The 20,372-nt window shown below is 43.1% G+C and carries 19 protein-coding genes and 1 pseudogene; 17 read left to right on the forward strand and 3 right to left on the reverse strand.

Translation table 11 applies throughout. The features are described 5' to 3' along the window. The first annotated feature begins 99 nt into the window (after positions 1-99). The 10 genes and pseudogenes from ccmA to AB9H30_RS00250 all read left to right on the forward strand — a co-directional run bounded on the left by ccmA (position 100) and on the right by AB9H30_RS00250 (position 8,221). Complete coding sequence (ccmA, locus tag AB9H30_RS00205) at positions 100-768, forward strand: cytochrome c biogenesis heme-transporting ATPase CcmA (RefSeq protein ID WP_371192532.1); 669 nt, start codon at positions 100-102, stop codon at positions 766-768. Beyond that, entirely contained in the window at positions 768-1,433 is a 666-nt protein-coding gene (gene ccmB / locus AB9H30_RS00210; protein ID WP_371192533.1) for a heme exporter protein CcmB, read from the forward strand. Before ccmA ends, ccmB begins: the two co-directional genes overlap by 1 nt. After that, positions 1,433-2,146: pseudogene (locus AB9H30_RS00215) on the forward strand (heme ABC transporter permease); the annotation flags it as partial. The gene ccmB and the pseudogene AB9H30_RS00215, both read left to right, overlap by 1 nt. A 150-nt stretch (positions 2,147-2,296) precedes the next feature. Further along, positions 2,297-2,497 carry a heme exporter protein CcmD gene (gene ccmD, locus AB9H30_RS00220; protein ID WP_371192894.1) on the forward strand — a complete coding sequence of 67 codons (201 nt, stop codon included), beginning with the start codon at positions 2,297-2,299 and terminating at the stop codon, positions 2,495-2,497. Beyond that, on the forward strand, positions 2,497-2,964 hold the full coding sequence (gene ccmE / locus AB9H30_RS00225) for a cytochrome c maturation protein CcmE (protein WP_371192534.1): 468 nt from the start codon (positions 2,497-2,499) through the stop codon (positions 2,962-2,964). Before ccmD ends, ccmE begins: the two co-directional genes overlap by 1 nt. Beyond that, positions 2,964-4,988, forward strand: a complete 2,025-nt coding sequence (locus tag AB9H30_RS00230) for a heme lyase CcmF/NrfE family subunit (RefSeq protein WP_371192535.1) — start codon at positions 2,964-2,966, stop codon at positions 4,986-4,988. Before ccmE ends, AB9H30_RS00230 begins: the two co-directional genes overlap by 1 nt. Then, entirely contained in the window at positions 4,988-5,596 is a 609-nt protein-coding gene (locus tag AB9H30_RS00235; protein ID WP_371192536.1) for a redoxin family protein, read from the forward strand. The genes AB9H30_RS00230 and AB9H30_RS00235 overlap by 1 nt, the downstream gene beginning before the upstream one ends. Then, complete coding sequence (locus tag AB9H30_RS00240) at positions 5,589-6,083, forward strand: cytochrome c-type biogenesis protein CcmH (RefSeq protein ID WP_371192537.1); 495 nt, start codon at positions 5,589-5,591, stop codon at positions 6,081-6,083. Before AB9H30_RS00235 ends, AB9H30_RS00240 begins: the two co-directional genes overlap by 8 nt. Continuing rightward, positions 6,084-7,424 carry a c-type cytochrome biogenesis protein CcmI gene (ccmI, locus tag AB9H30_RS00245; protein WP_371192538.1) on the forward strand — a complete coding sequence of 447 codons (1,341 nt, stop codon included), beginning with the start codon at positions 6,084-6,086 and terminating at the stop codon, positions 7,422-7,424. After that, the gene (locus tag AB9H30_RS00250; RefSeq protein WP_371192539.1) at positions 7,421-8,221 is read left to right on the forward strand and encodes a VacJ family lipoprotein; all 801 of its coding nucleotides are present in this window, start codon (positions 7,421-7,423) and stop codon (positions 8,219-8,221) included. The genes ccmI and AB9H30_RS00250 overlap by 4 nt, the downstream gene beginning before the upstream one ends. A gap of 4 nt (positions 8,222-8,225) precedes the next feature. On the opposite strand, the gene galE is transcribed toward AB9H30_RS00250, so the two are convergent. From galE to AB9H30_RS00265, 3 genes are all read right to left on the reverse strand, one after another. Next, a complete protein-coding gene (gene galE, locus AB9H30_RS00255; protein WP_371192540.1) occupies positions 8,226-9,245 on the reverse strand; it encodes a UDP-glucose 4-epimerase GalE in 1,020 nt (339 codons plus the stop codon). Next, on the reverse strand, positions 9,242-9,547 hold the full coding sequence (locus AB9H30_RS00260) for a DUF6170 family protein (protein WP_371192541.1): 306 nt from the start codon (positions 9,545-9,547) through the stop codon (positions 9,242-9,244). Before AB9H30_RS00260 ends, galE begins: the two co-directional genes overlap by 4 nt. 112 nt (positions 9,548-9,659) lie before the next feature. After that, on the reverse strand, positions 9,660-11,153 hold the full coding sequence (locus tag AB9H30_RS00265) for a peptide MFS transporter (protein WP_371192542.1): 1,494 nt from the start codon (positions 11,151-11,153) through the stop codon (positions 9,660-9,662). 252 nt (positions 11,154-11,405) lie between these two features. Here AB9H30_RS00265 and AB9H30_RS00270 point away from each other — a divergent pair, with 252 nt between their 5' ends. Genes AB9H30_RS00270 through AB9H30_RS00300 form a run of 7 tightly spaced genes read left to right on the forward strand, consistent with a single transcriptional unit; the run spans position 11,406 to position 20,343 of the window. Further along, positions 11,406-14,054 (forward strand): SLBB domain-containing protein, encoded by a 2,649-nt coding sequence (locus AB9H30_RS00270; RefSeq protein ID WP_371192543.1) that lies wholly within the window; start codon positions 11,406-11,408, stop codon positions 14,052-14,054. Further along, positions 14,054-14,974 carry a Wzz/FepE/Etk N-terminal domain-containing protein gene (locus AB9H30_RS00275; RefSeq protein WP_371192544.1) on the forward strand — a complete coding sequence of 307 codons (921 nt, stop codon included), beginning with the start codon at positions 14,054-14,056 and terminating at the stop codon, positions 14,972-14,974. The genes AB9H30_RS00270 and AB9H30_RS00275 overlap by 1 nt, the downstream gene beginning before the upstream one ends. Positions 14,975-14,997: 23 nt before the next feature. Next, a complete protein-coding gene (tviB, locus tag AB9H30_RS00280; RefSeq protein ID WP_371192546.1) occupies positions 14,998-16,275 on the forward strand; it encodes a Vi polysaccharide biosynthesis UDP-N-acetylglucosamine C-6 dehydrogenase TviB in 1,278 nt (425 codons plus the stop codon). Between the two features lie 11 nt (positions 16,276-16,286). Next, positions 16,287-17,309: an NAD-dependent epimerase/dehydratase family protein gene (locus AB9H30_RS00285; RefSeq protein ID WP_371192547.1), complete on the forward strand. Its 1,023-nt coding sequence runs from the start codon at positions 16,287-16,289 to the stop codon at positions 17,307-17,309. 1 nt (position 17,310) lies between these two features. Further along, the gene (gene rfbB, locus AB9H30_RS00290) at positions 17,311-18,375 is read left to right on the forward strand and encodes a dTDP-glucose 4,6-dehydratase (RefSeq protein WP_371192549.1); all 1,065 of its coding nucleotides are present in this window, start codon (positions 17,311-17,313) and stop codon (positions 18,373-18,375) included. A 16-nt stretch (positions 18,376-18,391) separates the two neighbouring features. Next, positions 18,392-19,261, forward strand: a complete 870-nt coding sequence (gene rfbA / locus AB9H30_RS00295; RefSeq protein ID WP_371192550.1) for a glucose-1-phosphate thymidylyltransferase RfbA — start codon at positions 18,392-18,394, stop codon at positions 19,259-19,261. Further along, positions 19,258-20,343: a DegT/DnrJ/EryC1/StrS family aminotransferase gene (locus AB9H30_RS00300; protein ID WP_371192552.1), complete on the forward strand. Its 1,086-nt coding sequence runs from the start codon at positions 19,258-19,260 to the stop codon at positions 20,341-20,343. Before rfbA ends, AB9H30_RS00300 begins: the two co-directional genes overlap by 4 nt. Positions 20,344-20,372 lie beyond the last annotated feature (29 nt).

Raw genomic sequence — 20,372 nt, forward strand, 5'->3', positions numbered from 1 at the left:
GCCGAAGTATGAGGCAATAGCTCGGTTTGATGCCAATCAAACAAACGTTTTTTTCGACTAATTATCAAGGCTGCAATGGTAGGTCAATGCATTGTTTTTATGGTAATATTTCGCCGTTTAATTTATGTGAGTAAGTTGTTGACGGTTTTATCTGCACGCGACCTGAGTTGTGAAAAACAAGATCGTATATTATTTGAAAATGTTGACCTGCAAATTGAGGCCGGTGAGCTCGTGCTGTTGCGTGGTGAAAATGGTGCAGGCAAAACCAGTTTATTGCGAATATTAGTGGGTTTAAGCCAAGCTCAGGCGGGCAGCGTTTCTATTTGTGGTGAAGATGTAAATCACGATATTAATTTGGCCAGTCAGCATATTATTTATTTTGGTCATAAGCTAGGCGTAAGCGGATTACTGAGCCCTATTGAGAACCTTACATTTTGGTGCAAACAGCACGGCTTAGCTATAAGCCACGACAACATTGTTGACACTCTTGAAACCCTCGGCTTAGAAGGTTTAGAGAGCTTACCCGTTAAATATTTATCGCAAGGTCAACAACGCAGAGTGTCACTGGCCCGACTTTGGCTAAAAAATGATGCGAAACTTTGGGTGTTAGATGAGCCAATGACCGCCCTCGACGTGCAAATGGTGGCGCAAGTGGAGCAAAAAATCACCGCGTTTTTGCGCGCGGGGGGCAGTGTACTTATGACCTCTCATCAAGCAGTTAAGATTGAGCATGAGCAAAGAGAGTTTACATTGGAGTATCGCTGGTGATGTCGGTGCTGTGGTCTTATTGTAAACGCGATATTGCTTTGGCCTATCGCCAGCGCGCAGAATTAATGCAGCCACTGATGTTTTTCATTATGGTGATTACTTTGTTCCCCTTGGCCATAGGGCCGTCGCCAGAGATTTTGCAGCGCGTTAGCGGCGCAGTGATATGGGTCGCCGCGATTTTATCATTGTTGCTGGGTATGGAGCGTATGTTTCGCGACGACTTTAACGACGGCACACTAGAGCAATATGTATTATCAACAACGCCTTTGTATTTGATTGTGCTGGTGAAAGTACTTACCCATTGGCTTATTCACATACTGCCGCTGTTACTACTTTCGCCCTTACTGGCGCTCTTTTTAAACATGACGATGGCGATGTATGTGGCATTGCTAGCGACCTTGCTATTGGGTACGCCGGTGATCAGTTTGATTGGCGCGATAGGCGTTGCCCTAACCGTTGGTTTACAGCGAAGTGGCGTGCTGGTTGCGCTGTTGTTAATTCCTCTATTTATTCCGTTGCTAATATTTGCCACCTCGGCAATAGATTCGGCGTCTTTACAATTACCTTACGCCTTTCAACTTGGTATGATGACGGCGCTGGTATTATTCGCACTAGCAGCGTCTCCAGCGGCAATTTCCTATTCATTAAAAGTGAGTCAAAACTAATGTGGAAGTGGATTAACTCTTACGCCAAACCAGACAAAGCCTACTTGTTGTGTAATCAGCTGTTTCCATGGTTTGTAGTATTGGCTTGCGTGGCTCTTCCTTTAGGTTTGATATGGGGCCTAGTGTTTGCTCCTACTGACTATCAGCAGTTTGATGTTTATCGGATTATTTACATTCATGTGCCAAGCGCCACGCAGTCTATGACGACTTACATTGCGATGGCGGTTGCTGCGTTTGTGGGTATTGTGTGGCAGTGGCGTACGGCTTTTTCTGCCATGATTGCAATTGCACCTGTGGGCGCGATTATTACTTTTGTATCTCTTTTTACCGGCGCAGTTTGGGGCAAGCCCACGTGGGGGACGTGGTGGATTTGGGATGCTCGCTTAACCTCGCAGCTCATTCTTCTATTTCTATATCTGGGCGTTATTGCATTATATCTTTCCTTTGATGATAAACGTCAAGCAGGTAAGGCGGCAGGCGTGATGGCGATTGTGGGCGTGATTAACATCCCGATTATTAAGTATTCTGTAGAGTGGTGGAATACCCTGCATCAACCCGCCAGCATTAGCAAAATAGACAAACCGTCAATGCCTGCCGAGATGGCTATGCCGCTGGTAATCGCGATATTTGGCATGATCGGGTTTATTGGCGCTGTTGTACTAATTCGCCTAAAATCAGAGCTCATTCAGCGCGATGCCCATCGCCCTTGGGTGGCCGAATTTTTGGCCGACCCTTCCCATCAGCTTCACCGCATTCCTGGGCGAACTATTGCGACCGTCGTAGGTCTTATCTTATTCTCTATCGGCGTTTATTTTATGGTGCAGCAGGGTGTTAAATTTGACGATAGCGCCGCGTTTTTTAGTATGGGCAATCGTGGTTTATTTGTGTGGTTGTCGTATGGCGTGAGTATTGCTGTCATGTTGGCACTGTTGATGCAAAGCATCTGGTTTAGTCAATCAGTGCGCAAATATGTGTATCAGCAGCAACAGCGCGCACAACGAATTTTAGCGGCAAGAGCCAAGCGTAAACAATCAAAGCAAACAGCAGTAGAGGGCAATAAGTAATGAACAGCAGAAGAAAACAACGACTTTTTGCAGTGTCCAGTATCCTAGTTTTACTGTCTGGCGCAATTGGGATGATGCTTTACACCCTTAACGACAGCATCGACGTTTTTTATACGCCTTCTGAAATTCACGAAGGTAAAGACGCAACCGGAGCAATGCCATACGTTGGTCAGCGCATTCGCATTGGTGGTTTAGTGGTGCCAGGTAGCGTCAAACGAGATACTGAAACATTAGCGGTACGCTTTGATTTAATGGATCTTGGCCCAAAAGTCACGGTTGAATATAGCGGAATTTTGCCTGACTTATTTCGTGAAGGTCAGGGGATCGTCGCAACCGGTATTCTCGAAAGTGCCACGCTAATTATTGCTCACGAAGTGCTCGCTAAGCATGACGAAGAATACATGCCCCCTGAGCTTGCTGAAAAGCTCGGAATTACTCATACACCGCCAAAAGAGGCTGCTTACTGATGATCCCAGAGTTAGGTAATGTCACTTTAGTAATTGCGCTAGTACTGTCCATATTATTGGCAATCTACCCGCTGTGGGGCGCGCAAACGAATAACCAAACCTTAATGCAAATGGCGCGGCCACTGACCTTTGGCCTATTTGTATTTACCGCAATTGCTTACGCATGTTTAACCTATGCATTTGTCACCGATGATTTTAGTGTGAATTACGTGGCCCAAAACAGCAATTCGATGCTTCCTCTTTACTATAAAATCACCGCAGTTTGGGGCGGTCACGAAGGCTCGTTTTTGCTTTGGGTACTCATATTTGCCGTTTGGACCTTAGCGGTAGCACTGTTTTCTAAGGGTATACCCGAGGCAATGGTAGCGCGAGTGCTGTCGGTACTGGGTATGGTCAGTATTTCGTTTTACTTATTTATGTTGATGACGTCTAATCCATTTGACAGCATGTTGCCATTCTTCCCGGTAGACGGTCGAGATCTAAACCCGCTACTTCAAGATTTTGGCATGATCATTCATCCTCCTTTGTTGTATATGGGCTATGTGGGCTTTGCCGTGGCTTTTGCTTTTGCCATTGCTGCGCTTATTGGCGGGCAACTTGATTCGACTTGGGCGCGTTGGTCTCGTCCTTGGACGATTGCCGCCTGGGCTTTCTTAACCTTAGGGATTGCGCTAGGCAGCTGGTGGGCCTATTACGAACTTGGTTGGGGCGGCTGGTGGTTTTGGGACCCGGTCGAAAACGCCTCATTTATGCCATGGCTAGTGGGCACCGCTTTAATGCACAGCTTAGCGGTTACCGAAAAACGAAAAGTGTTTAAATCGTGGACGGTATTGCTCGCTATCGCAGCCTTTTCATTGAGTTTGCTTGGAACCTTCTTGGTACGCTCGGGGGTATTGGTATCGGTGCACTCTTTTGCAAGCGATCCATCTAGGGGTTTGTTTATTCTGGGCTTGTTGGTTGTAGTAATTGGTGGTTCATTATTGCTCTATGCAATAAGGGCGTCACAGTTAAAGAGCTCTGGTCGCTACGATATTTTCTCTCGCGAAATGATGCTTATGGGCAACAATGTGCTATTGGTGGCCGCGACTATTGTTGTGCTGCTGGGCACATTATTCCCGCTTGTGCATAAAGAGATTGGATTAGGAACCATTTCTATTGGTGCGCCTTTCTTTAATCAAATGTTCACGCTACTGATTGTGCCCTTCGTTTTATTTATGGCGATTGGACCACTATCAAGGTGGAAGCGTCAGCAGCCAAAAGATCTGCGCAATCAACTAGTGTTTGGCTTTATTTTGGCGCTTAGCGCAGGTTTGCTAATTAATGCAAGCTACGACCAACAAACCTACATGGGTATGTTGGGCCTAGTTATGAGCTTTTGGATCTTAATTGCTACTGTGCTTGAGGTGCGTCAGCGGGTTGTCTCGCAAACCTCTGAAGAGTCGGTCATCGCATCTTTGGGTAAACTCACTCGCAGTCATTGGGGCATGATCCTAGGCCATGTTGGTTTTGCCGTTTGTCTAATTGGCATCACCTTGGTAAGTAACTACGAACTCGAGCGTGACTTACGCATGGAGCCTGGTCAGCGTGTCAACATTGCTGATTATGAGGTTGAGTTTAGCGGCGTTATCGAGCTGCAAGGCCCTAACTATATTTCTGACAAGGGCATATTTGATGTGTACAAAAACGGCGAAAAGGTTTCGCATTTAGAGCCCGAAAAACGTTTTTACACAGTGCAGCGCATGACCATGACCGAAGCCGGTATTCACACCACCTTAACGCGTGACTTATTTGTTGCCTTAGGTGAGCCGCTTGAAAATGGTGCATGGGCTGTCAGACTATATTACAAGCCCTTTGTTGTTTGGATTTGGGGCGGTGCGTTTATTATGTGTATTGGCGGGATATTCTCTATTGCGGATAAACGCTATCGCATTAAGAAAATTGCAAAAGTGAAGTCTGCGCTATCGCCAAAGCCTGCCGCGGTTGATAATCCAGCCCTTCAAGCAAAAACCAGTGAGGCCCAATAATGGCTCGGCTCACCTGTTTTTTGCTTCCGCTAATATTGTTTTTGGCGGTGTGCGTGTTTTTGTTCAAAGGCTTATTTTCTGATCCGATGGCAAGAGAGTCTGAAGTATTGGCTGAGCCTTTTCCGCAGTTTACCTTGCCCGATTTGATGGACGAAACTATTCGCTACGACAACCGTATTTTTGATGGGCAAATTACCTTAATTAATATATGGGGGGTGTGGTGCATTACTTGTGCGATTGAACTTCCGTATTTAACTGAGTTGAGTCAGCAAGGCGTTCGCATCGTCGGCTTATATTATGATCAAGACATTGATCCCGATTTTGGTACCAAGACTATCAATCGCGTGCGCGGCGAGGTTACCGAAACCCTGAATCGCTATGGCAACCCATATTCGTTTAATATCTTCGATGTCTATCGCGATACGTCGCTAGATTTAGGCGTAACCGGAGCGCCCGAAATGTTTCTGGTAGACCAACAGGGCATCATACGAGTGCATCATGTAGGGGATGTAAACGAACGGGTCTGGAGCAGTAAATTTTTGCCTGTCATGAATGAGCTTTCCGGAGTAAGTAATCAAGGGCAATCTCAGGAGACTTTAGGTGAGTAGATATTCATGTTTAATCTTGTCGGCTTTACTGATATTGCTAAGTGCCAGCGCAAGTAGTCAAGAACTTGCTGATGAAGCCCAAACACGCGCAATTCCTAAAGAATACGCTGAAAACTATTCGTTTACCGACCCCCAATCGCGAAAAACATTTTTGAAACTGACAGAAGAGTTACGCTGCCCAAAATGTCAAAACCAAAACATTGCCGACTCTGACGCGCCGATTGCCCATGATATGCGTCGTAAAGTGTATCAGTTGATGCAAGAAGGCAATAACGAAGATGAAGTCGTTAGCTGGATGAAGCAGCGCTATGGCGATTTTGTGCATTATCAGCCGCCAGTCAATGCCGTTACCATGTGGCTGTGGTTAGCCCCTGTGCTATTTGCTCTTATTATGCTCTTTGTGTTTATAAGGCGTCGAAAAGTGGTGGACGATGTGGACGTAGAAGCCCGCCTCGCTCGAGCCGAACAGTTGTTAAAGGAAGAATAAGTGAGCAATTTTTATATCTATTCAGCGCTATTAATAGCGCTGTCTTCTTTATTTGTGATTATTCCGTTATTACGAAAGGCGAAATTAAACCAGCTTCAAGTCAGCAACGCTAATGTTGTTAAACAACGTATGACAGAGCTAGAGCAAGAAGTCACCGAAGGCCTCATTTCAGAAAAAGACAAAGTCAGCTCCATCCGAGATCTTAAACTCGCACTGGTAGAAGAATCAGACATCATTGATGACAATACCGCAGTTGCCACAGGTAAAGTCAATTGGCTCCTTGCGGCTTTACTTGCCTTACCTGCAGTGGTGCTGGGTGCTTGGGTGTATTTTAATGCGAATCAGTTGTCTGGTTTGCAAGAATATATTGCGGCTCAAACTCAAGCTGCAGATTTAACCGCTCGTATTCAGGGGCAGACTGGCGCTGAAGTGACGCCTAACGACTATGCAAAATTTGCATTAGTGATCAGAAAGCGCCTGCGCGATACCCCCGACGATGTTGAAGGATGGCGTTTGCTAGGGCAAGTACAAATGGCCATAGGCCGCATGGAAGAATCTATCGCAGCTTTTGAGAAGGCTTTAGATATTGAACCGCGTAATTTAGCGATACGCGAAAAATATGCGCAGGCTTTAATGGCTGCAGGTAGCGAAGACACTCTTAATAATGCAAAGCGTCAGGTAGAGTATTTATTAAGTTTAGCTCCAGATAATCGCGATTATCGTTTACTGCTCACCGTGGTTGCGACGCAGCTCGGTGATGCGGATGTTGCCTTAAGTAACTTTCTGATGATTCGTAATGAGCTCTCAGGTAACAGTAATTTTTATCAGTCTTTAGTAGCTCAGTTGATTAACATTGGTGTGCCTGCTGAGCTGTTAAATGATGAAGCTTTGGCTCAGACTGGCGAGCCAGATAGCTTGCAAGGTAAAGACATTTCAGCTCAATCAGACTCAGGTAGTTCACAAAGTCAGGCGATAGACGCAGATGGAGTAGGGCTTGAGCTTACCGTCTCTATTACGCCGGATATGGCAGCAAAACTCCCCTCTGATGGCTTTTTGATTGTGTTTGCGCAAAACGCCGAGTCGGAGTCTCGCATTCCTTTAGCAGTAAAGCGTATTTCCTTAGGTAGCTTTCCGGTTACGGTGAGTTTGAGTGATTCCGATGCAATGATGCCAAGTATGACCTTATCGAGTGTAAATAAAGCGAAAATAACCGCGCGGATATCCAAAGATGCTGATGTAATGACTACCGCCGGAGAGTTGCAAGGTCACATAGAGCGGCTAGACTTAGTCAAGGGCCAAATATTAAAAAGCAATATAGTAATAAATGAGGAATTGCAGTGAATAGTATTCGATGGGTGATTTTATGCGCAGCTTTTGCATTGGGTGGCTGCACGGCCAGTCAGGACGAAAGAATTGCTGCGGTTAAGACCAATCAAGCAAAACAAGACAGAGAAAATGTTACTGATCCCTTTGAAAGTATTAACCGCTTAATGTGGATAGTAAACCGCGATGTTTTAGACCGCTTTTTTCTTAAACCCCTCACGCAAGGTTATGTCGCGATCACACCCCAAGTGATTCGCACCGGTTTGTTAAACGCCGCTGAAAACGTGCAAGAGCCCGCCAGTGCGATTAACAACTTGCTGCAGGGCAAACCGGATGATTCTTTTGATAGCGCCACCCGTTTTTTGCTCAACTCAACTGTTGGTATTTTTGGCATATTCGATGTGGCCACCGCTATAGGTATTGAGCGAAAACAAGAAGATTTTAATCAGGTGCTTGGCTCTTACGGAATCGGAACCGGTCCCTATTTGATGGTGCCGGTATTTGGCCCAAGTGACGTAAGAAATTTCACTGGAGAGCTGGTAGACAGATATTACTGGCCTGAAACCGTATTTAGCGACCCATACGCCATCGGTGCTGGGGTCATCAGGCTGATTGAAACCCGCGCAACCTTGCTAAATCAAGAAGATTTGCTAGAGCGTTCGCTCGACCAATATTTGTTTGTTAGAGACGTTTACTTTCAGCGTGCGGCGTTTGAATTAAGTGACGGTCAACTAGGTCAGCAGACTGAAGAAGAGATAGAAGAAGAAGCCGACGATTTCGCCGACTTCGAAGCACTTCTTGAGGGTACCGAATAAACACTTATTTGGGATAGCCCTCAGGGTTGTCGCTTTGCCAGCGCCAAGAGTCTTCGCACATCTGCTGCAGGCCTCTTTGCGCGGTCCACCCCAGTTCGTTAGCCGCGAGTGCTGGGTCTGCGTAGCAAGATGCCACGTCACCTGCACGTCTAGGGGATATTTGATAAGGGACTTTTTTCCCGCTGGCTTTTTCGAAAGCATGAACCATTTCTAGTACGCTATATCCTTGCCCTGTGCCTAAATTACATACAAACAAGCCTGCGTTGTTCTCAATTTTATTCAAGGCTTTTAAATGCCCGTCAGCCAAATCTTCAACGTGGATGTAATCGCGTACTCCGGTGCCATCGACGGTATCATAGTCATCGCCAAATACACTTAAATATTCCCGCTTGCCGGTAGCCACTTGGGTGATAAATGGCATTAAGTTATTGGGTATACCGCTGGGGTCCTCACCAATACGCCCAGATGGGTGCGCGCCTGCTGGATTAAAGTAACGCAATAACACGATGTTCCAAGAATTATCGGCTTTATAAAAGTCTTTGAGTATTAACTCAACCATCAGCTTCGACATACCGTAAGGGTTGGTGGGTGTGCCGGTCGGTAAGTTTTCATGAAGCGGTAATTCTACCGGATCGCCATACACGGTTGCAGATGAACTAAACACGATATTTTTTACATTATGCTGCGCCATTACTTTGCACAAGTTGAGCGTACCATACACATTATTTTCGTAATACAGGGCGGGTTTTTCGACTGATTCGCCCACCGCTTTTAGGCCGGCAAAGTGAATAACAGCATCAATAGCATATTTGCTGAACAAAGCGTCTAGGCATTCAGCATCTCGAATGTCTCCCTCAATCAAGGTCGCGCTTTTACCCGTTAGTGCAGCTACCCGATTGAGGCTTTCTGCCGAAGAGTTTGAAAAGTTATCGAGCACGATCACCGTATAGTTGGCTTCTAAGAGCTGCAATACTGTGTGGCTGCCAATGTAACCACTGCCACCCGTTACTAAAATTGTTTTCATTCGTCGTCATCCTCAAGTTTATTCTTGGGTAAATATTTTGCGCTAATCGAGTATTGTAAAGGTTTTACAAATAGCGGATAGAGCAGCAATATAAGACCGGCCCATGCTAAAGACCACCAATTTTCTACTACTCTGAGTAACAATACAAATACGGGAATGATCACAAACAGCTTGATCACATTTAGCATGGTTTTTTCAGGAACGGACATTTTGCGAGCGGCCTGCTCAAGTGCCGCCATACGCTCAGGCAATGACATGTTGTCAAGACCGGGTATTTTTTTAGTGGAGGTGTAGATTTTCACTGCATCTCTTTTGATAAATGTTTGATATCTGGAGTGTACAAAAAAGGGCGATAAAAATCGCCCTTATACACAAATAAATACCGAGGCTTTTGTAAATTAGCCCCAAGAAAGGCTATGCCTCTTTTTCAGCTAACTTTTCCCATTTGCCAGTTTTCATTGAAATCAGCAACAACACAATGCCAATGGCGACGCTGAAATAGGTGATCTGTAGATACAAACCAGGCATTTGTTCAACTTGCTCGGGATCAAATTTACCTGCAAATATTCCAGCAATAATGCTGCCCATTGAGTAAGTTAATACAAATACACCCATCATTTGGCCCGCAAAACGCTTAGGTGACAGCTTGCTTACTGCGCTTAATGCAACAGGGCTAAGCCACAGTTCGCCAACGGTATGTAAGAAATATGTAGCAACCAACCAATACGGAGCTACTTTCAAGCCACTTGCAGCAAGTTGTGCAGCAAAGAACATGACAATAAATCCAGTTGCCATAATGATCAGGCCTACCGCGCATTTCACGCTGTAGCTAGGTTCAATCATACGTCTGCCAAGGGCCATCCACATGTAGGCAAAAAATGGCGATAAGATAATTATAAAAATGGAGTTAGCTGACTGAAACCAAGCGGTTGGAATTTCAAATGTACCAATCATACGTTGGGTGTACTCAAGACCAAATACATTTAATGATGAACCCGCTTGTTCAAAGCCTGCCCAAAAACAGGTGGATGCTAAACAAATTAAAAACAAAGCGCCCATTCGTTTCTTTTCATCATCGTTTAGCTTCCCGCCAAAGTAGATGTAGCCAAAGTAAAACAAAAATATAGCGGTGATAGCCACGGCCACGTTTTTCGCCACAATAATGGGGTCGAAGCCGATTACGCCGGTGTAAATCATGGTGCTTAGGGCAGCCAATGCGATCAAGAAAACAACAATTGCCGAGTAGGCCGTTTTGGTTGCTTGAGGACTCAGGGCTACAACCGGTTTGTCAGAAATTCCTTCGATGTTTTTAGCAGTGAGCTTGTACTGAATCAAACCAATGCCCATGCCAATTGCTGCTGCACCAAATGCCCAATGAAAGCCCATGTTGACCTGTAACCAGCCGCAAACGCCGTAGCCTATAAGCGAACCAATGTTAATGCCCATATAATAAATAGTGTAAGCGCTGTCGCGTCGAGCGTCTTTTGCTTCATAGAGCTGCCCAACCATGGCACCGATATTAGGTTTTAATAAACCTGTTCCGAGGACCACAAAAATCAAGCCGATAAAAAACGAGGATTCGGTGGGTATTGCCAATATGATATGACCAACCATGATAATAAACCCGCCATAAAAAACGGCTTTTTGACCACCAATTAAACGGTCGGCAATCCAGCCACCGGGTAGTCCAAAGAAGTATACGCTGCCGGTATATAAGCCATAAATGGCGGAAGCGACGGCCATTGTCATGCCTAATCCGCCGTCTTCTAAGGCGAGGATCATAAAGATCACCAGCAGCGCTCTCATGCCGTAATAGCTCATTCGTTCCCACATTTCTGTGCCGGCAAGGGTCATTAGTCCCATTGGGTGACCGAAGAAACGAGTGTCTTCGGATATTTTGCTTTGCATGTGAATCCTTTTTATTATTGTTGTTATATTTAATTTTTATTATGCGCGCAGTTACGGCGAAGTTGCAAGCATGTAAATTTGAGCACTTTTATTGCGCTTAAACATTATAGTGTCTGATTTTTTTACAATTACAGCCGAAAAAGCGCTTTAATATGTGACTTTAGTGCAGGTTTTAAGTAGAATTCACGCACTGCAAAATTGGTTAAGTGAATAACCTATTTTCCAAATGGCAAAGGAACCCATTTTCTAAAGATGAATCATCTATTTATGCAAACTATCATTCGTACCCTCGTCACGTGCTGCTTATTAATTTTGACTAGTTCGCAAGTGCTTGCGCAATCGTTTATGCCTTCGCCGCAGCAAATTCAGCAGTTTCAAAACTTACCTCGTGCACAACAAGAGCAACTTGCGCGTCAGATGGGGTTTGATCTATCAGTGTTAGAGGGTGCGCAAGGTGGCAATCAATCGCAAGGCAGCGAAAATCAACCTGAATTTGTTGAGCGCGAAGTAGACGATGAACAAATCTCAGCGCAGCGTGCGCGTCAAAGTGTGATTGAAGCTGAAGCTAAAAAATTAAAGCCCTTCGGTTTTGATTTGTTCAAAAACCGCCAAGAAGCCACTGCGCCGCTAGCCAATACTCCGGTGCCGTCTAACTACACCTTGGGGCCAGGCGACTCCGTCAAATTACAGTTATTTGGTAAAGAGACCGGTAGCTTTGAGCTAGTGGTAAATAACGAGGGTAATATTGATTTACCTGATTTAGGACCGCTTGCGGCAGTCGGTGCCAGCTTTCAAGAATTAAAGCAGTTAGTTAACGAAAAATACAGCCAACAGAAAATAGGTGTGACACCCTTCATTTCAATGGGGCAACTGCGTTCAATTCAAGTATTTTTGGTGGGTGAAGTCTTTCGCCCGGGCCCATTGGTAATAAACAGCCTCTCTACCATAACTACTGCATTAATAAATAGCGGCGGAGTTAGTGAAATTGGGTCACTTCGAAACATTGAACTAAAGCGCAGCGGAAAAACCATTGGAAACTTCGATTTTTATGACTTAATTGTATATGGCGATACTTCAAACGACCTCAAGCTTGAGCAAGGTGACGTAATATTTGTGCCCACTGCCAGAAATATTGTATCGGTAGACGGTGAAGTTAGGAGACCTGCTATTTACGAAATGGTTGCCGGTGAAGACGTTTCGTCTTTGGTGCGCCTAGCGGGTGGCGTATTACCCTCTGCAGATACCAGCGCTGTGCAGTTGGTAAGAGCAAGTAATCAAAACGGGCTGTCGGTAAAGTCGATTAACCTGTCGAACAGCACAAGTGGTGGGCAAGCGCTTCAAAACGGGGACTTTTTGCGAGTACCTAAAGCTACGCTTGAGTTCAGTAATGCGATAAAAGTGACCGGTGCGATTAACCTGCCAAATATTATTGCGGATACTGGGCAAGTAGCCTTATCAACGCTTGTATCACGCAATACTCTGCTTGCAAATACCGACCTTGAGTATGCTCTGATTGCACGAAGGGCGAGGTTTGATGCTAAAACCTCAATTATTCAATTTACTCCTAACGACGTTCTCAACGGAAAGTTTGATCTTCAACTGCAATCCTTTGATGAGCTGTATTTGTTTGACCGCTTTGCTAACGATAATGCCGAAGGGGTAGTGGCTAAAGTTACAGATGGCAACTTAAAAACCTCGCAAGACGACTTAAAAGCAAAAGCCGGTGATAGTAAAGAAATGAGCGAAGCTCAGTTTTTACAGAACCAAGAAAACAATCGATTTACTACTCGTGCATTTGAAAAACAAGCAAGTTTGTCAGCCTCCAGAAAGTTAGTGCTGGCTCCCCTTATTGCGCGGTTAAAGAGTGAAGCATCAGAGCAGCACCCAGTACAACTTATTGAAATTACAGGGCAAGTTAAATACCCGGGTGTATATCCTTTACCGCAACACTCATCTATACAAACTATGCTTAAGGCAGCCGGCGGCCTGACTGAATCGGCTCACTTAGAAATTGCTGAAATAACCAGTATGGTTATTAACAATGGGAAGTCTGAAATTAAGCATAACCGCGTTAATTTAATTGAGCAACTTGTGCTAGATACTCAACAACAAGTTAAACTACTCTCTAAGGATGTGCTTAATGTTTTGCGTATTCCAGATTGGTATGAGAACAATATTATTAGCCTCGAGGGCGAAGTCGTGTTCCCTGGTGTTTATCAAATTTCACGGGGCGAGACCTTGTCGAGCGTTATTAAGCGTGCAGGTGGATTAACCGAAAAAGCGAGCCCAAGAGCTGCTCTGTTTACCCGCGAAGAGTTGAAATTAAAAGAACGTGAAAATATCGATAAAGCTATTGAAGACTTACGCGAGCAGTTGGCAAACAATAATCTGTCGAATAGTCAGTTTTCACGAACCGTAGACTACGACAATGCCACTCGCGTGCTCGACGATTTAACGGATGTAGAGCCAGTGGGCCGCATGGTGATAAACTTACCAGATATTTTAAAAGGCATTGTCGCTGAAGACATTGAACTTAAAAACGGCGATAGGCTAATCATTCCTAATATTACTCCCGCAGTATCAGTAATTGGTGAAGTATTTGTGAGTACCACTTATCGCTTTGACCAATCATTAACGCTTTATGATTATATTGAGAGAGCAGGCGGTGCCAGAGAATTTGGCGATACCTCTAAAATATACATAGTAAGGGCGGATGGCTCGGTAAGCATTCCACGTAGTAATTATTGGTTTTCTTCAAATAGTGGCACAGTGTTAGAGCCCGGCGATACTATTGTAGTGCCGCGTGATGTGACTAACTACGACAATATTAGCCTTTGGCAGGGCGTAACGCAGATTCTGTATCAGTCGGCTATTGCAGTTGCTGCGGTTAGGACTTTGTGATGGCTGATAATATAACGCATCAGCAAAGTGCTGATGATGAAATCGACTTGCGTGAGCTTTTCAGTGCTATTTGGCAGGGTAAATGGGTCATTGTAGCTACCACTTTTATTTTCGCGGTAGCGGGAGTGTTTTACGCCCTAAGCTTGCCGAATATTTATAAAAGTGAAGTACTTCTGGCACCAGTTGCAGAAGATTCAGGATTAAATATACCCGGCCAGTTAGGCGGTTTGGCTGCATTAGCGGGCGTAAATTTAGGTGGTGGTGGCGGTGATAAAACAGGGCTTGCTCTTGAAATATTAAAATCACGCGAGTTTATTGGGCGTTTTATACAAAAATATGATTTGTTTGTGCCGGTTATGGCTGCCGAGGGTTGGAATCGCAGTGATAACAGCTTAATGATAGACAGTGAAGTCTATAATGCTGAAACCCAAAAGTGGGTGCGCGAAGTAAAAGCGCCTTTTGTAGCAAAGCCAAGTGTACTTGAAACTTACAAAGAATTTATGGAGTTCTTCAGTGTATCGCAAGATAAAACCAGTGGAATGGTTACACTTTCAGTTTCTCACTACTCGCCTTATTTAGCCCAAGAGTGGGCAAAAATGCTGGTTCAGGCAATAAATGATGAAATGCGGAATAGAGAACTTACTGAGGCAGAGGACAGTATTGCTTATTTGAATGCTCAAATAGAGCAAACTAATATTGCCGATGTGCGAACTATGCTGTTTTCATTGATTGAAGAGCAAAGTAAAACCGTGATGCTAGCAAATGTTCGTGAAGAATATGTTTTTAAAACTTTGGACCCAGCTATTGTGGCAGAAGAAAAGGCAAAGCCAGCTAGAGCATTAATCGTTATTTTAGCGGTGATGTTAGGTGGGATGCTTTCAGCGTTGGTTGTGTTAGTTCGTTATTTTAATCGCAAATAAAAATAAAAATTTTGGACATAAAAATGTTGAGCTTGATTGAAACAAAAATTGCGATAATTGGTCTTGGCTATGTTGGCCTGCCATTGGCAGTCGAATTTGGTAAGCGTTATCCCACACTTGGTTTCGATATTAACCAAGTGCGCATCAATGAATTGATGAATGGTAAAGACCATACATTGGAGGTAAGCAGCAGTGAATTAGGTGAAGCTAATAATCTTAGTTTTAGCTGTGACTTTAATGATTTAGAAAAATGCAATGTGTTCATTGTCACTGTGCCTAGCCCCATTGACGAGCATAGCCGGCCAGATTTAACTCCTTTATTAAAAGCCTCAGAGACTATTGGTAGAGTTATCAAATCTAATGACATAGTTATATACGAGTCAACCGTTTATCCAGGTGCAACTGAGGATGATTGCATACCCGTTATTGAAAAAGTATCTGGTTTAAAATTTAATGTCGATTTTTTTGCAGGGTATAGCCCCGAAAGAATTAATCCAGGTGACAAAGAGCATCGTGTAACCACTATAAAAAAGGTTACATCTGGCTCAAACACAGAAATCGCTGAGTTTGTTGATTCCCTTTATAAAAGTATTATTACTGCTGGCACATACAAAGCTAGTTCTATAAAGGTGGCTGAGGCTGCAAAGGTAATAGAAAATACTCAGCGTGACTTAAATATTGCGCTAATTAATGAGTTAGCAGTTATTTTCAACAAACTAGGCATAGACACAGAAGAAGTTTTATTAGCTGCTGGTACTAAGTGGAATTTTTTACCATTTCGACCAGGTTTAGTCGGCGGACATTGTATTGGGGTTGACCCCTATTACCTTACTCATAAAGCACAATCTATTGGTTATCATCCAGAAGTTATTCTTGCTGGGCGACGAATTAATGACGGTATGGGGCGGTATGTTGTAAGCGAACTTGTTAAGGCAATGGTAAAAAAGCGCATTCACGTTTCAGGGGCACGAGTACTGGTTTTAGGATTAACCTTTAAAGAGAACTGCCCTGACATTCGTAATACAAAGGTAGTTGATATTTTAGCTGAAATGAGGGAATACGGAATAACGGCAGAAGTTTTTGATCCATGGGTAAATCCAGAAGAAGCAAAACATGAATATGGCATAACACCAATTACGTCTCCAGAGCAAGAATGTTACGACGCTGTTGTTTTGGCTGTAGGGCACAATCAATTCAAGGAACTGGGTGTTAAATGGATTCGTTCGTTTACTAAGGACAACAGTGTTTTATACGATTTGAAATACGTGTTACCGGCTGATACGGTCGACATGCGTTTATAAGGTAAGCGACAATGCAATATGAAAAAGTAAAACGTGAACTTCGACAGAATCCTAAAACATGGTTGATCACTGGTGTAGCTGGTTTTATAGGTTCTAACCTCCTAGAAACATTATTAATGCTGAATCAAAGAGTTATAGGTTTAGACAACTTTGCTACTGGTCATCAATACAATCTGGATGAAGTTAAAACTTTAGTAACAAACCACCAATGGTCGCTATTTGATTTTATGCAAGGTGATATACGTAATTTAGAAGATTGCGAGAGAGCAGTTAAAGGCGTCGATTACGTTTTACATCAAGCAGCATTGGGCTCTGTGCCGCGTTCGCTTGCTGACCCCATAACATCAAATGCTGCCAATGTTATAGGTTTTCTGAATATGCTAGTTGCTGCCCGAGATGCAAAGGTGAAAAGTTTTACATATGCTGCAAGTAGTTCAACTTATGGTGATCATCCTGCACTACCAAAAGTAGAAGAAAATATAGGAAACCCTCTTTCACCCTATGCAGTAACAAAATATGTAAACGAACTCTATGCTAACGTTTTTGCTCGCAGTTACGGCTTTAAATGCATTGGTCTGCGTTATTTCAACGTATTCGGTAAACGACAAGACCCTAACGGTGCATATGCAGCAGTAATTCCAAAATGGACTGCTGCCATGATAAATGGCGAGGATGTTCATATAAATGGGGACGGAGAGACTAGTCGAGACTTTTGTTACATTGACAATACAATTCAAATGAATATTTTGGCGGCAGCATCTGAGGATTTAGCGAAAGATAGAGTATACAATGTGGCGGTGGGTGATCGTACAACGTTAAACGACTTGTATGATTCAATTAAACATGCATTGAATAGTAACGATATAAGTGTTGTACAACCTCCTATTTATCGTGAATTTCGCGCTGGCGATGTTCGCCACTCGCAAGCAAATGTGCAAAAATCAAGGCAACTGCTCGGTTATGAACCAACTCATACTATAAAAGAGGGTATTATTACTGCGATGCCTTGGTACATTAATTTCATGAGTAAGTAAAATGAAAATACTTCTTACCGGAGGCGCTGGATTTATCGGGTCTGCAGTCGTTCGATATGTTATTAAAAATACAAGCTATACTGTAATCAATGTTGATAAATTGACTTACGCAGGGAATCTTAACTCGCTTGCTTCTATTTCAGATAGCGATCGTTATATTTTCGAAAATGCTGATATTTGCGATTCCAAAGTGTTAACAATGTTGTTTCAAAAATACAATCCAGATGCAGTGATGCATCTGGCAGCAGAAAGTCATGTAGATCGATCGATTGATGGTCCTGCGGCTTTTATTGAGACCAATATAGTAGGGACATACTTGTTACTAGAGGCCGCTCGCAATTATTGGAATGCCTTGCCTAGTGCACAAAAAGAAGCGTTTCGATTTCATCATATTTCGACAGATGAAGTTTATGGAGACTTGCATGACACTAGTGAGTTGTTTATTGAGACAACTTCATATTCTCCTAGTAGCCCATACTCAGCAAGTAAAGCAAGTTCTGACCATTTGGTTAGAGCTTGGCACCGAACCTTTGGTTTGCCCGTAATAGTAACGAATTGCTCAAATAACTATGGCCCTTTTCACTTCCCAGAAAAATTAATACCGGTAATTATCTTAAATGCTTTGGCTGGCAGACCACTACCAGTTTATGGGAAAGGTAATCAAATTCGAGACTGGCTATACGTAGAAGATCATGCCCGTGCGTTGTTAACAGTCGTGAAACATGGAGTAATTGGCGAAACATATAATATTGGTGGGCATAATGAAAAACAAAATATTGAAGTCGTCAACACTCTTTGCGATTTGCTTGAAGAATTGGCACCCGTCAAACCAGTTGGTGTTGGCTATTATAAGGAATTAATTACATATGTAGCCGATAGGCCGGGCCATGATCTTCGATATGCTATTGATGCGGGTAAAATAGAGCGAGAACTAGGATGGAAACCTGAAGAAAATTTTGAATCAGGTTTACGCAAAACTGTGCAGTGGTATTTGAATAATAAAGATTGGTGGCAAGCCGTGCTTGATGGCAGTTATCGGTTAGAACGGCTTGGGCATAGCAGATAGTGCAAGAGGAAAGCTTATGAAAGGAATAATTTTAGCAGGTGGCACCGGTTCTAGGCTTTATCCAATTACCCGAGGTGTATCAAAGCAGTTACTGCCAGTTTATGACAAACCGATGATTTACTATCCGTTATCTGTTCTTATGCTAGCAGGTATACGTAATGTATTGATTATTACTACGCTAGAGGAGCAGCCTGCGTTCCAACGCTTATTAGGATGCGGGGCTAATTTTGGTATTAATATTACCTACGCTGTACAGCCAAGTCCTGACGGATTAGCTCAAGCGTTTATTATTGGTGAAAAATTTATCGGCGGTGATAGCGTTTGCTTAGTTTTGGGCGATAATATTTTTTATGGCCAAGGCTTTAGCCCAAAGCTAAGAAAAGCTGCAGCGTGTTCTCTAGGCGCAACTATATTTGGATATCAAGTCAGAGATCCCGAGCGTTTTGGAGTAGTTGAATTTGACGAAAATCAGCGAGCGATATCTATTGAAGAAAAGCCAAATATGCCAAAATCTAATTATGCGGTAACTGGTTTATATTTTTATGACAACGACGTTATTAGTATTTCAAAAAGTATCAAACCTTCTGAAAGAGGTGAATTAGAAATTACTAGTATCAATCAAGAGTATCTCGATAGAGGTATTTTGTCGGTTGAGATGTTAGGTCGTGGTTTTGCTTGGTTGGATACAGGAACTTATGACAGCTTGTTAGAAGCATCATCTTTTGTTCAAACCATTGAGCATCGACAAGGTTTTAAGGTAGCGGTTTTAGAAGAAATCGCTTACGTAAATGATTGGTTATCTGCCCAAGATATATGCCGAATTGCAGATACCATGGCTAAAAATAGCTATGGTCAATATTTGGCTGATTTGGTAAAAAACAAATGATACCAGTGAACAAACCTTATCTCCCAGCATTTGAAAAATATACTAAATATTTAGAGCTAGTGTATCAAAAATCATGGTTGACTAATAATGGTCCTCTAGTGCAAGAGTTAAAAGCTCGGTTAGAAGATTACCTTGGGGTCAAGAACCTTTTGCCAGTAGCAAATGGAACGCTAGCAATGCAACTCGCCTATAAAGTGTTAAAGGTCAAAGGAAACGCGGTCACTACACCGTTTACTTTTATTGCAACAAGTAGCAGTTTGGCCTGGGAGGGAATAAAACCGAAATTTGCTGATATTGATTCACAAACATACAATCTCTGCCCACTTAAAGCTGAGCTGGCCATTGATAGAAAAACAACCGCTATTGTGCCAGTGCATGTCTATGGAAATCCTTGCAATGTTGAGGCGTTTGAAAAACTCGGTCAAAAACACAGCGTGAAGATAATTTATGATGCTGCACATGCATTTGGCGTGAAAGTAGGAAACAGAAGTGTGCTTAGCTATGGGGATGCATCCACACTTAGTTTTCACGCTACTAAAGTTTTTCATAGTGTAGAAGGCGGTGCAGTTATTTTCAGAAATAGCGACGATTATGAAAGAGCTCTTTTAATGACAAATTTTGGCATCAATACTAAAAGTATGAGTATTGAAGATATTGGTATAAATGCAAAAATGAGTGAAGTTCATGCAGCTATGGGCTTAGCAGTTTTAGATGACATTGAATTTATATTAGAACATCGTAAATCCTTGTTCGATTTATATAATAAAAATTTAACAGGATGTGCACAATTTCCTCAATGGCATAAAGAGTCAACCATAAATGGTTCATATATGCCAATTTCATTTTTAAACAATGAACAGTCAGATTTTGTGCTTCAAAAGTTACAAGATAACGGTATATCAGCAAGGCGTTATTTTTCTCCTTCTTTAAACCATGTAGATTTATATATGTCTGGAAACGATGGTGCATGCAGCATATCAGCAGACCTAGCGCTAAGAACCTTATGTTTACCTTTATATGCATCGATGTCTGAGTTGGACGTTATTAGAGTGAGTAATGTTGTCAAAGATGCCCTAGCTTGAATTGTTTACCAATCAATTGGAGATTAACA

This window comes from Glaciecola sp. SC05 (assembly GCF_041380235.1).
In the GTDB taxonomy this organism is placed as follows: Bacteria; Pseudomonadota; Gammaproteobacteria; order Enterobacterales; family Alteromonadaceae; genus Glaciecola.